10 protein-coding genes are annotated in these 12,830 nt (G+C 44.5%); all 10 read right to left on the bottom strand.

What is annotated here, in order from left to right:
- Positions 1-5 precede the first annotated feature (5 nt).
- The 10 genes from rsmB to NOM01_RS02715 all read right to left on the bottom strand — a co-directional run bounded on the left by rsmB (position 6) and on the right by NOM01_RS02715 (position 12,731).
- On the bottom strand, positions 6-1,358 hold the full coding sequence (rsmB, locus tag NOM01_RS02760; protein WP_255746199.1) for a 16S rRNA (cytosine(967)-C(5))-methyltransferase RsmB: 1,353 nt from the start codon (positions 1,356-1,358) through the stop codon (positions 6-8).
- Entirely contained in the window at positions 1,355-2,299 is a 945-nt protein-coding gene (gene fmt, locus NOM01_RS02755; RefSeq protein WP_255746198.1) for a methionyl-tRNA formyltransferase, read from the bottom strand. Before fmt ends, rsmB begins: the two co-directional genes overlap by 4 nt.
- Positions 2,300-2,389: 90 nt before the next feature.
- Positions 2,390-4,810: a primosomal protein N' gene (priA, locus tag NOM01_RS02750; protein WP_255746197.1), complete on the bottom strand. Its 2,421-nt coding sequence runs from the start codon at positions 4,808-4,810 to the stop codon at positions 2,390-2,392.
- Positions 4,807-6,003, bottom strand: a complete 1,197-nt coding sequence (gene coaBC, locus NOM01_RS02745; protein WP_255746196.1) for a bifunctional phosphopantothenoylcysteine decarboxylase/phosphopantothenate--cysteine ligase CoaBC — start codon at positions 6,001-6,003, stop codon at positions 4,807-4,809. The genes priA and coaBC overlap by 4 nt, the downstream gene beginning before the upstream one ends.
- A gap of 180 nt (positions 6,004-6,183) precedes the next feature.
- On the bottom strand, positions 6,184-6,378 hold the full coding sequence (gene rpoZ / locus NOM01_RS02740; RefSeq protein WP_255746621.1) for a DNA-directed RNA polymerase subunit omega: 195 nt from the start codon (positions 6,376-6,378) through the stop codon (positions 6,184-6,186).
- A 9-nt stretch (positions 6,379-6,387) separates the two neighbouring features.
- Positions 6,388-7,002, bottom strand: coding sequence for a guanylate kinase (gene gmk / locus NOM01_RS02735; protein ID WP_255746195.1), 615 nt, complete (start codon positions 7,000-7,002; stop codon positions 6,388-6,390).
- A gap of 36 nt (positions 7,003-7,038) precedes the next feature.
- Positions 7,039-7,926, bottom strand: coding sequence for a YicC/YloC family endoribonuclease (locus NOM01_RS02730; protein WP_255746194.1), 888 nt, complete (start codon positions 7,924-7,926; stop codon positions 7,039-7,041).
- Between the two features lie 90 nt (positions 7,927-8,016).
- Positions 8,017-9,744 carry an Rqc2 family fibronectin-binding protein gene (locus tag NOM01_RS02725; RefSeq protein ID WP_255746192.1) on the bottom strand — a complete coding sequence of 576 codons (1,728 nt, stop codon included), beginning with the start codon at positions 9,742-9,744 and terminating at the stop codon, positions 8,017-8,019.
- 112 nt (positions 9,745-9,856) lie between these two features.
- Positions 9,857-12,061 (bottom strand): histidine kinase dimerization/phospho-acceptor domain-containing protein, encoded by a 2,205-nt coding sequence (locus NOM01_RS02720; RefSeq protein ID WP_255746190.1) that lies wholly within the window; start codon positions 12,059-12,061, stop codon positions 9,857-9,859.
- Positions 12,039-12,731: a response regulator transcription factor gene (locus tag NOM01_RS02715; RefSeq protein ID WP_255746189.1), complete on the bottom strand. Its 693-nt coding sequence runs from the start codon at positions 12,729-12,731 to the stop codon at positions 12,039-12,041. Before NOM01_RS02715 ends, NOM01_RS02720 begins: the two co-directional genes overlap by 23 nt.
- Between the last annotated feature and the right edge of the window lie 99 nt (positions 12,732-12,830).

Below are 12,830 nucleotides of genomic sequence, written 5' to 3'. Positions count from 1 at the left end.
CTCCTTTAAGAAAGTCCATCTTTTAAGCGTTCAAGACAGCAAATGAAAAAGCCATCGGTTTGAAACATATAAGGCATAATCTGCAACATGCCGTCACGTGTATCAATCATGGCCTTTGGCATTCGTTTTGCAAAGGACTTTTCCGCACAAAAGTTTGGATGATTCGCCAAAAAAACGGCCATTTGTTTTTCATTTTCATCTTTATGAATCGTGCATGTGCTGTAAATTAACCAGCCGCCAGGTTTTACGAGTAAAGCGGCTTCTTCCAAAATCATTTGCTGAATGGGAATCAGTCCCTTGATCTCATCTGCCGATTTGGTCCACTTAATCTCAGGTTTCCGCCTGATCACCCCTAAACCGGAACATGGAACATCGAGCACAACACGATCAAAACATGCTTCGCCAAGTTTGCTTCGTGCCGATCTTGCATCCATAGCGTGAGTCTCAATATTGGTTAAACCAAGCCGTTCGGCCGCATGATCTATTAATTGTGCCTTGTGCGGATGCAAATCAAGCGCAACAATTCGGCCGCGATTAGCCATTCGTTCAGCTAAGTGGGTTGTTTTTCCCCCAGGTCCCGCACATGCATCGAGAACAAGCATGCCCTCCTTAGGTGCTGCTGCATCTGCTACCAGCATCGAGCTTTCATCCTGAATGGTAAAATAGCCCTCTCGAAATGCTTGCGACTGAACAGCATTTCCGCTCTTGACAATCAAAGCATCCGGAGAGAGTATTCCAGGAAGCGTTTCTATATTTTCTGCCGCTAATTGATCTGCCAGCTCCTGCCTTGTAGCCTTAAAACGATTCACTCGAATGGAAACATTGGGCGGAAGATTGTCGGCTTCAGCAATTTTAACTGCTGTTTCACGGTCCCACTGTGCTTCCCAAAGATCCATCAGCCATTCTGGATGGCTATACATAATTGCATTCCTTTTTCTTTCCGGTTCAATTTGTGACAGGTCAGGCAAACCTTCACGCAGAATCCGACGAAGTACCCCATTGACAAATCCGGATATCCCCCGATGCCCCCGCTTCTTTGCAATCGTAACAGCTTCATTCACAAGTGCATGGTCTGGAATGCGATCGAGAAATGCTTTTTGGTAAATTGAAATAAGAAGCAGCTGTTCCACCCAATCATCTATTTTTCTTTTCTTTTCCACAAAAGATGATAAATAATAATCCAATGTCAATTTTTGCTGCAATACTCCATAAACGAGAGTAGTAACCAATCCTTTATCTTTATCCGATAAGTGTCCGGCGTTAAGTGTCTCGTTCAAAACTATTTGACTGTACGCATGCTTTTTTGTTATTGCAAGCAGCAAATCTAATGCGGTCTCACGAGCTGTCGGTTTGCTCATAATTTCACTCCAAGTATAGTGCCGGTCTCTACACGTGTGCCTCTAAGAAAATCAGCAGTCTTCATTCTTTTTTTCCCCGCAGGTTGGCACTCAACAATTTGTACAGCTTGACCATCGCCTGTTGCAACAAAAAGTCCATCCGAGTCGCATCTGATTACAGTGCCTGGTTTTTCAGCTGACCTAAGATCTGTTAACTCAGCAGCAAAGATTTTAAATACGGAACCTCCAAGTCGGGTGAACGCCCCTGGAAACGGATTCAGTCCGCGAATCAGGTTGCGTACCGCCGGAGCGGATTTCTCCCATACAATTTCCTCGTCTTCATGTTGGATGCTCGGCGCAAATGTGACTTTGTTTTCATCCTGCTTCTGGGGTTTCAGCGAGCCTGCCGCAAGTTTCGGCAAGGTTTCCATAAGCAGGGTGCTTCCGGCGGCACTTAATTTATCGTGCAAAGTTCCAAATGTATCCTGATCCTCAATAGGCACTCGCACTTGTGATAAGATATCCCCCGCATCCAACTGCTTCACCATATACATGATCGTAACGCCGCTTTCTTTCTGTCCGTCAATGATCGACTGCTGAATCGGAGCTGCTCCGCGATAAGCGGGCAGTAATGAGGCATGAACATTCACGCACCCCAGCCGTGGGCCCTTGAGCAGGGACTCAGGCAGTATTTGCCCGTACGCAGCGGTAACCAATAAATCCGCATCGAAGTCTAGAATTTCTTTAACCGCCTCCGCTTTGCGTACTTTCTCCGGCTGCAGAACCGGCACAGCGTAGCTCTCAGCGAGCACCTTGATCGGAGGAGGAGTTAATTTATGCTTTCGGCCTTTGGGACGGTCCGGTTGCGTTACAACGCAGACCACATCGTAAGCCGTATCTTCCAGTAAATGTTTCAGGACGGGTACCGCAAAATCCGGCGTTCCCATAAATGTTATTTTCATTGAATCATCCTCTTCAGCAAAATTAAATCCTGGTTTAGAGCCTATTCGAAAGCCGGGAAGCCATTCTTCCCGGTATTCGAACACGTTCTTCTACATAAGTGCAACAGGATTAAGGTCAATAGACACTTGCAAACCGTTCTTTCCGCTCTCTTGAAAATGCTGCATGATCTGATGCAACACAGGCAGAAGAGCAGGTTCCCTTTTGTATTTTACCATGCACTGGTAACGATATCTATCCTTTATCTTTGAGACAGCCGGCACGACCGGACCGTATATCTGAGAAGAACCGGACAGCTGTTTTTTCAAAATCATTGCAATTCGTTCGGCCGCTTCCGCTACCTTTGCAGGTTCCGGATGGGTGAGTCGAACCATTGCCAAATAGAAAAACGGAGGATAACCTCCTCGATGACGGAGCGCCATTTCTTGATTGTAAAAGCCTTCATAATCATGATGTGCAGCATCTAACACCGCATAATGATCTGGACTATAGCTCTGAATGACAACTTCGCCCGGTAATGAATGTCTTCCTGCACGTCCGGCCACCTGAGTAACAAGCTGAAATGTTTTTTCCGATGCACGAAAATCCGCAAGATGCAGTAATGAATCTGCTGCCAGTACCCCTACGAGCGTCACCTTTGGAAAATCCAATCCCTTCGCTATCATTTGCGTCCCGAGCAGTATATCCGCTTTCTCTTCACCGAACTGCCGTAACAAGTTTTCATGGCTTCCTTTTTTCCGTGTTGTATCTACATCCATACGGATAACGCGCGCTTCAGGAATCAGCCTGTTAAGTTCTGCCTCAACTTTTTGTGTCCCCGTCCCAAAGAAGCGCATCGCATCGCTGCCACAGGTTGGGCAGGTGTCAGGGACTTTTTGCTCAAACCCGCAATAGTGGCACTTTAATAGATGCTGCGCGCGATGGTAAGTCAAGGATATATCGCAATGAGGACACTCGACAACGGTCCCGCATGATCGGCACATAACGAAAGTCGAATACCCGCGTCGATTTAAAAAGAGCACCGTTTGCTCCTTCTTTTGAAGTCGATCCTTCACTTTCTCAAGCAGTTCCTTAGAGAATACCGAGTGGTTTCCCTGCCGCATTTCTTCTCGGAGATCAACAATATGAACAGAAGGAAGCGGACGGTGATTGACGCGCTCTTTCAAAGAAAGTAGTGTGAAAACCTGTTTACGTGCACGCGCAAAAGATTCGAGCGAAGGTGTTGCACTCCCAAGGACGACCGGACACTGGTGGCCTTGCGCTCGGTGAATAGCAATGTCGCGTGCATGGTAGCGCGGCATGTCTTCCTGCTTATAACTGGATTCATGCTCCTCATCAATAATAATTAATCCTAGATTATTGAAAGGTGCAAAAATTGCCGATCGAGCACCGACAACAACCTGCACCTTTTCTTCACGAATTTTTCGCCATTCGTCATATTTTTCTCCTCGACTCAATCCGCTGTGCATCACAGCCACATGATCGCCAAAGCGGCCTTTGAATCGTAAAACCATTTGCGGAGTCAATGAAATTTCCGGAACAAGAACGATGGCTTGCTGCTTTTTCTCAAGCACATGCTGAATGGATTGAAGATAGATTTCCGTTTTTCCGCTCCCTGTGACACCATGGCATAAAAACACGCGATGCTCCGGCTTATCCATTGAGTGCAAAATAGGTGCAAGTGCATTCGCTTGCTCATCAGTTAATTTTAGCGGTTCGGTGTGTTCAATTGATCGTTTATAGGGATTGCGTAATTGTTCGATCTGATCGATGCGGAGCAACCTTTTTTCCGCAAGTTTCAAAATTGCATCTCTGCTTAAGCCTTCATCAATGAGAGCACGCATTGTCGGATGGAATGCTGCGGAATCGGATTGCCGAATAAAATAGTTAAGTGCTTCTTTTTGGCGTTTGGCTCGATCATTAAGTTGTAAAAGTTCAAGGTTCAATCGTTCTTTAGAAACAGCAACTGAAACAGCAGCCACTTGTTTCGCAGTCGCTTGGTTGCGTACCAGCTGATGAATGGAAAGGCTGCCCCTTCGTAATGCTCGATTAATCGGATTTAATAATTCCGAATCGTTTCTTACTACTTCCGACCAAAGCGCTTGTCTCTTCGATCTGAAAAATTCAGCCAAATTCGGATCATCATTTTCTAACTGCTCTGGGTCCTCAACTTTAATCACTTTTTTATAATCAGCTTTCATCGCTGCTGGAAGCATTGCTTGATAAGCCGCTACAGTCGCACAGACCGTCGTGTCCGCCAGCCAGCGGCCCAATTTTAAGAGTTCCGTTGTTAGGACAGGCAGATGATCTTCAACTGTATCAATCGACTTTAATCGAGTAAATTCCGAACTTTCCTTGAGTGCCGTCACAAAGCCAAGACGGTGCATCCGCCCAAAAGGTACGGTTACACGCATTCCTGGTGCTAAAATATCGCTGAACGGCTCCGGAACTTGGTAATCAAACGGCTTATTCACCGGATTTGCCGGAATATCAATATAAACCTCAGCAATCACTTCGTTTCACTCATTTCAAACAATTCGGCAAGGGCATCACAAATAGTTGATGCAACTTGCTGTTTATGCATCGTATCAAACTCCTGCTGCTTCCCGCTCGCAAAAAAGAACGTTACTTTGTTTGTATCTTCTCCAAAGCTGTCGGACGCATGATTGGCGACGAGCAGATCCAAATGTTTCGCTTCAAGTTTCTTGAGTGCATTTGCTTCCAAATGATCGGTTTCAGCCGCAAAGCCAATGAGTAATTGATTCTGTTTCTTTTCGCCCAACTCTTTCAGTATGTCCGGATTTCTGACCATGGTGACCGTCAGCGGACCTTCTGATTTCTTAATTTTTGTCTCGCTCACCTGCTCTGGGCGATAATCCGCGACAGCGGCTGCCTTTATTACTGCATCCGCATCAGGATAACGTTTCATGACCTCGCGATACATATCACGTGCAGAGGTTACCTTAATTCTTTTGATTTCAGGAGAAACAGCCAGGTCAGTTCCGGCAATAAGCGTCACCTCAGCACCCGCCTGATTTGCAGCTTCAGCAATCGCATAGCCCATCTTCCCACTGGAACGGTTGCTGAAAAAGCGGATCGGATCAAGCGATTCTTTTGTTGCGCCGGCGGTAACGAGAATTTTTTTCCCAACAAGTGACTTACGAGTAAAAAAGTCGTCGATTTCACGGACAATATCTTCAGGCTCAGTCATTCTTCCTGAACCTGTCCATCCGCACGCCAATCTTCCTTTCTCCGGACCAATTAAGTGATAACCGTAACTTTGAAGGACGTGCAAATTTTTCTGAACAGCGGGATGTGCATACATATTGACGTTCATAGCCGGAGCGATCCATAACGGCGCCTTTGAAGCGAGTGCCGCCGCAGTAAGCATATCGTCAGCGATACCCGACGCCATTTTGGCAATGGTATTGGCGGTTGCCGGTGCTACAATAAATGCATCGGCATCATCCGCTATGTCAATATGAGCAATTTGTCCCTCCTTTTCATCCAAGATGACGCGATCATAAACGGTATGCCTTGTGAGCGCTTGAAAAGTAACTGATCCGACAAAGTGCTTTGCAGATTCCGTCATCAAAACATGAACATCTGCTCCTGATTTAACCAGCCGGCTCGTCAAGTCCGCTGCCTTGTATGCAGCGATTCCTCCAGTTACACCAAGCACGATTTTTTTCCCTTGAAGAGTCATGAAAACACTTCCTTATCAATATCTGACTACTGTCTTACAAAATTACTTCTTGGTCGTTGGCATCCCATTATCAAGAAAATGCTGCCGAGCAAATTGCCGATATCTTAAATTCCAGGCTAAAACCTATATAAAAGGCAACAACCTGATAAAGGTTGTTGCCTTGCCGTTTGGCGGTGCATGTTAACGTTTGTAATTGAGAAGTCCAGCATTGATTTCTTCCAATGCTTGACCGACTTCTTTTACAGAACGCGGGTGTTCAACGAGTAAATGTCCGGAACCATCCTGAAGCTGGCGCGCACGTTTCGCGGAGAGTGTCACCAATGTATAAGTAGAATTCACTTTTTCAAGCAAACTGTCAATAGACGGATAGATCATCATATTCCGTCATCCCCTTCCATTTTCAATATATTTCTCAATCAGCCGATCTACCCTGCAATGTTCGGCAAGCACAATGGCTTCTATTCGATCACAGGCCTTTTCAACTTGATCGTTTTCCACAACATAATTGTAATTCTGCATTAATTCCATTTCTGATTTTGCCACACTCATTCGACTTTCAATCAGATCCGCGGTTTCTGTGCCGCGCCCGACAATTCGATTTTTCAGTTCATCCAAATCAGGCGGAGCGAGAAAAATGAACAGTGCTTCCGGAAACTTCTTCTTCACTTGAAGTGCGCCTTGAACTTCAATCTCCAAGATGACATCTTCACCGCATTCAAGCGATTCTCGGACGTAATCAACAGGTGTGCCGTAACAATTGCCCACGTATTCTGCCCATTCCAGAAGCTTCTCTTGTTTGATCATCTGCTCAAATTGCTCCCGTGTTTTAAAAAAATAATGGACGCCGTCGATCTCGCCTTCTCTTGGCTTTCTCGTCGTCGCTGAAATGGAATATTTTAATTGTGTGCCGCGCTTGCGCAGCGCTTTGCACACGGTCCCCTTGCCAACACCGGAAGGTCCGGAAAGAACCACCAGCAACCCTTTTTCTTTAAAGCTCATCACTTTGCCTCCAACCGTTGCACATCAACCATTCATCTATTCTATATTTTGCACTTGTTCACGTAATTTTTCAATCTCGGTTTTCAAGGACACAACAAAGCGGCTTACTTCAGCATGATTGCCCTTTGAGCCAATCGTATTCACTTCACGATTCATTTCTTGAATGAGAAAGTCGAAACGACGACCAACGGGCATGTCCGAATGCTCCTCCAATAAGACTTTGCATTGATTTAAGTGGCTTTTCAAGCGCGTCACTTCTTCATCAATGGCCGTCTTATTGACGAATACGGCCATTTCGTTCATGAAACGATCCTCGTCAATTCCTCGATTCTGCCCAAGAAAATCGGTGATCGCGGCATGAAGCCTCAGCTTATACTGGGCACGAACTTCAGGCATAAACGCCTCAAGCTGGTCAACCTCGGATTGGATCCCCTGAATTTTATCTAAAAGATCAATTCTCAGTGCTTCGCCTTCCTTTTCACGCATCGCAATAAGATGTTCTGCTGCATAGCGAACGGATTCAAGCACCAGTGGTTCCACTGATTTTGCATCACAATTGTCTCCATCGTTTAATGAAAAGATACCGGGAAGCTGTAGAATCGCATTGAGATCGTTCAGCTGGAATCCGCTGCGCCGCTGCATTTCTTTAGCAGCACTCATATACTGATCAACGAGCGACCAATTCGTTTTCAAATGTGGCTCGTTCGCTTGATTACCTTCAACTGAGAGATATAAGTTGAGCGAGCCTCGCTTCACAAAAGAATGAACAATCTCCCTCAGTTTATCTTCAAGATAGACGAGTGATCTCGGCCCGTTGAAAGTAAGCTCGAAGAATCGATGATTGACTGATTTAAGCTCAACGTGTACCTGTGTGTCGTCTTGGGTTTGATCGCACATACCAAAGCCTGTCATACTTTTAATCATCCGATCACTTCCACTATCTCATTTTAAACATTTTTATCGAGTTGTCGCAAGTACTGACGATAAATAAATTGAGATGAACTGCCAAGTCCGTTATTTTGTCTCAGATTTTGGCTTTTCACGCATGTTCAGAACCTGCGATTCATCTGGTGTTACATAGAGCGTTTTTTGATCCGTATAGATAACAAAACCAGGTTTGGCACCGCTTGGTTTTTTGACATATTTCACTTTGGTATAGTCAACCGGAACACCGCTGCCCATGCGTGATTTACTGTAAAAAGCTGCAAGATTAGCCGCTTCCTTCAGCACATCTTCACTTGGGTTCTGCGATCGAATCACAACATGCGATCCGGGAATATTCTTTGTGTGCAGCCAAATCTCTTCGCGTGCCGCTTCTTTCGTTGTCAAGTAATCATTCTGTTTATTGTTCTTCCCAACGAGAATCAATGTACCATCCGAGGCAAAATACTGATCTATGACCGGTTTATTCTTTCTCTTCCGATCTTTAACTGAGCGCTTCTTTCTTAAATAACCGCCTTCGACTAGTTCCTCGCGAATTTCTTCGATATCCTTCATTGAAGCGGATTCAACCTGCTGCGTCAGTCCTTCAAAATATACGATCTCGCTATTCGTTTGCCGAACTTGTTCTGTAACAACTTTTTTTGCTGTCTTTGCTTTATTATACTTTTTGAAATAAGCTTGTGCGTTCTCCGAAGGAGTCCGATTTGGATTAAGGCTGATCGTCACTCGTTTCTGATCAGGATCATAATAATTAATCACATCTACGTGCAAGTCGCCGCGTTTAAAGACATGCATGCTTGCCGTTAGCAATTCTCCATATAAACGATACTTATCCGCATCTTCAGCGTCCCGCAGTGTTTTTTCCAATTTCTTGAGCTTTGTCTTGTTTTTCTTCAATTCAAGGCTGATAAAATGACTGAGATCTCCTGCCTTCTGTCTGACCGCGTCAGTCTGTGCTTTAACCGCGTAAAAACGATCAAGCATCTGGTGAACAGTGGTGAAGTTTTCCGTTTTCCCTGATTCATGGGTCAGCCGCAACACATGAAAGTCATCTTTTCCCTTATCATTAAAAACAATCATCGGATGATAATCATGATTTCGTATTTCTGTCTGAATCTCAAGAAAAGCTTGTGCAATCGCTTCTTGGTGAGGGAGTCCGGCGCGATGAACAATTTCAGCACCAATCTGCGGTGAAAATCCGCTGACCATACCTACAATCTGGCGATCAATGCGTCCGGCATTCCATTCAATCCGGCCGATTAAATCCTGCACACTCATCTCAAGCGGATTAAGCTTCCCCTGATCCGGCGGCAGAACATAAGTTTCACCGGGTAACACCGTACGGAAACGATTGACCGCAGGAGTCAAATGTTTCATTGAATCAATAATTCGCTTGCTCTCTTTATCAATCAGAATTACATTGCTGTGTCTGCCCATGAGCTCAATAATCAATTCTTTTTCTGTAAGATCACCCAATTCATTGCGTGAACGAAGATCAATGTGTACGATACGCTCGAAGCCTAGCTGCTCGATCCGCTCAATGACGCTTCCCTCAAGATATTTGCGCAGAAGCATACAGAACATCGGCGGCTCCTGAGGGTTACCTTCCGATTGCTCTGTCAAATGCATGCGTGCAAATGCTGCATTAATAGAAATGAGCAATTTTCCGCGTACCCCGCGTGCGCGCAGATGAAAAATAAGATCCGTAGGAGTTGGCTGATATATTTTAGCTACCCTGCCACCTGTAAAATCTTGCAGACTTTGAACAGCAGCATGAGTAACAATACCGTCATAAGACATGGCGCATTCCTCACTTCCAAAAAAAGCGGGCATTCGCTGCTCGCTTTTCAACTTCCGATTAAATACCGAACTCTATTGTCTCACTTGGCGCGCTTCCGAGTCAAGAAAGGTCTCAGTTTGTTGGGAGTCTGATGACAACCTTAAATAGATCGCCATCCAAGTCAATTTCAAAAATGCCGCCATGGAGATCGATGATCGACTTAGCAATCGCTAGTCCAAGCCCTGAGCCTTCCGTATGGCGTGACGCATCCCCGCGTTTAAAGCGTTCAAATAATTCATCAACATTGTCGCCAAGTTCGTACTTAGTAATATTTTTGAACGTCGCCATCGCCTCGCCGTTTTTCACTTCGAGTGTGATATACACGCGCGTTCCTTCCATTGAATATTTAAGAATGTTTCCAATCATATTATCAAAAACACGCCATAATTTCTGACCGTCGACAATAACCGGAATCCCTTCATCCGGAGTTTTTATACGAAAGTTAAGCTTTGATTGTTGAATGGCTTCATCATATTCAGCAAGTGCTTGAGTCAGCAACTCATTCAAATTAACCTTGGTCTTGTGCAATTCAATTGCACCGCTTGCCATTTTAGAGGCGTCAAATAAATCATCAATCAGCCGCTTCAAACGCTTCGCTTTTCGATCAATGATGGCTAGGTAGTCCTGCCGTTCCTCATCGCTCACATCCGATTTTCTTAACAGATCATTATAGGTAATGATTGAAGTCAGCGGCGTACGCAGGTCATGACTGACATTGGTAATGAGCTCCGTCTTCAGCCGTTCGCTTTTCAACTGCGCGTTCCGTGATGACTTCACGCCATGTTTTAATGTGTTTAATGATTGAGACAACCGGCTAATATTGCTCCTTCCATGTACGGGCAGATCAGGCTGCTCCTCTCCTGCCGCCAAGGCATTCATTTGATTAAAAATGCGATTGAACTGTGTGGCACGTTTCAATGAGAACCACAGCAGAGGCAGTGCAGTAAAAATCAAAAATAAGAATGCTGCGGCAACGCTGCCACTAATAGAAAAAAGTGGAGCCGACATGCCAAGGAAAAAGATTGCCGCAACGAAAAACATAACTTTCAAGCCGGTAAAGGGTGCAATGAAAAAGGCATTAATAATCTCTCTTGACTGCGAGACGATGCTCCCCTTTCGGCACTCCGCTCTTTGCTCAGGGTCACGTATCATCTGCCAGAGCCATTGAATTTGGAAAAGGACGGTTGTCATCGCACATAGAATGCCAACACTGTAAAGAGCAAATGCGCTTAAATCTCCGAAACTGCCGAAAAATGCATACGCATATCCATAATCCAATCCATTTGCAGTTGATCCAATGTTGATAAGAACAGCCAAAAAAATAAAGAGTTCCAGTGCAAGAAACATAAACCGCAATTCAATTGGAATACGACGATACAACCGACTTGTTATTTGAAACCCAACGAGTGAAAATACCCTCTGTTTCCAAACAAGAAACAACGCATAACCAATCATGGCAATCGACAGTATAAGTAAAACATAGCCAAATAGCTTACTTTGAACATAAGCGCGATAATTAGAATTCAATTGATCCATCTGGGCATTTTTATTAATATAAATCTCTCCGGAATAATCAGCGTTCCAAAGCGTTAAGATTCGAGTAATGCGTTTATCCCCAGTACTCAAATAATGATCAGGATAAAAGTTTTTAAAACGTTTTTCAAAGCGCTTTTCCGACTGCTTATCTGTTCCTTGAGCATCTGTCGCATTTGAAAAAACGCCGCCGGTTTTTTTATTTTCAAAACGATACTTAAAGACCTTTGCTAATTGATTAAAACTCTCTTGTTCATTGGAAAGTGAGGTTGCCTTAAACTTTTTCATCAGTGCTAATCGCTCGTCGCGTATCTGTTCGATCACATGAGCATCATTCTTAAAGTTCTTCTCGATCGCACTGATTTTCTTATCTCGTTCTTTTTTATAATAGGATACAGCTTTTTTATCTTCGGCTTTCTCCGCTTTTGCAATCACATCCGAGTACTGACTGCGGACATTTGATAACTGCTTGGGCAGGTCGCCGTAACGATAACGAAATTCGTGAATATCATCCTTTGTGATGGGGAGGGTCTTTATCTGGCTAGGTAATGGATGAATGAGTTTCGTCATCGCCAGCTCATATTTAAATTGCTCATATGCACTCTTAAAACCACTGAAATTCTCAAAAGTGCCAAACATCATCGGCCTGTATACCGTGATTACAAGCAGAAGCAGCGAGAGACCGAATATCGTAAGCCAGGTGAACAGATACCCTGCTTTTTTATTTTTCAATTTTATAGCCAATGCCCCACACCACCTTCAAATATCTTGGATTTTTCGGATCAATTTCAATTTTTTCTCGGATTTTACGTATATGTACGGCGACCGTGTTCTCTGCGTTATAGCTGGGTTCCTCCCAGACACGTTCATAAATTTCATGAATAGAGAAAACACGACCGGCGTGACGCATCAGTAAATCAACAATTCGGTACTCAATTGGCGTAAGGCGAACCGGTTCACCATTCACAGAAACGCGTTTCTCTGCCTGTTCGAGAACAAGCCCGTTCAAATCAATCACTTCATTTTTCTTCTCATATGTACCAAGTGTCACGTATCTTCGCAACTGTGATTTGACACGTGCAACGAGTTCAAGCGGATTGAAAGGTTTCGTCACGTAATCATCCGCGCCGACCTGCAGACCGAGTATTTTATCCATGTCCTCGCTTTTCGCGCTGATCATGATAATCGGGATGTTTTTCTGTTCACGAATCTTGAACGTGGTCTGAATTCCGTCCATACGCGGCATCATAACATCGAGTAAGATAAGATGCACCGTGTGACAACGCAGCACTTCGATCGCCTCAAGCCCATCCTCTGCTTTCAGCACATGAATCCCTTCATTTTTTAAGTAAATGCCGATAACATCACGAATTTCTTTATCATCGTCAACAACTAGCACATTATACGCTTCCATCATTTACTCTCCCCGCACGTCAGCTTACTGTACTTATTGTAAAGGGATGTTCTTAAAAAATACAATTGGAAAAAATGAAGGATTTCTTAAGATAGGTAC

The sequence above is a fragment of the Sporolactobacillus sp. STSJ-5 genome (genome assembly GCF_024385605.1).
Lineage (GTDB): Bacteria > Bacillota > Bacilli > Bacillales > Sporolactobacillaceae > Sporolactobacillus.
This window is presented reverse-complemented; position numbering and strand designations above follow the sequence as displayed.

Bases quoted from the DNA above. Each gene is read 5' to 3' on its own strand.
- NOM01_RS02730 (WP_255746194.1), bottom strand. From the start codon at position 7,926: ATGATTAAAAGTATGACAGGCTTTGGTATGTGCGATCAAACCCAAGAC.
- coaBC (WP_255746196.1), bottom strand. From the start codon at position 6,003: ATGACTCTTCAAGGGAAAAAAATCGTGCTTGGTGTAACTGGAGGAATC.
- fmt (WP_255746198.1), bottom strand. From the start codon at position 2,299: ATGAAAATAACATTTATGGGAACGCCGGATTTTGCGGTACCCGTCCTG.
- rpoZ (WP_255746621.1), bottom strand. From the start codon at position 6,378: ATGATCTATCCGTCTATTGACAGTTTGCTTGAAAAAGTGAATTCTACT.
- gmk (WP_255746195.1), bottom strand. From the start codon at position 7,002: ATGAGCTTTAAAGAAAAAGGGTTGCTGGTGGTTCTTTCCGGACCTTCC.
- NOM01_RS02725 (WP_255746192.1), bottom strand. From the start codon at position 9,744: ATGTCTTATGACGGTATTGTTACTCATGCTGCTGTTCAAAGTCTGCAA.
- rsmB (WP_255746199.1), bottom strand. From the start codon at position 1,358: ATGAGCAAACCGACAGCTCGTGAGACCGCATTAGATTTGCTGCTTGCA.
- NOM01_RS02715 (WP_255746189.1), bottom strand. From the start codon at position 12,731: ATGGAAGCGTATAATGTGCTAGTTGTTGACGATGATAAAGAAATTCGT.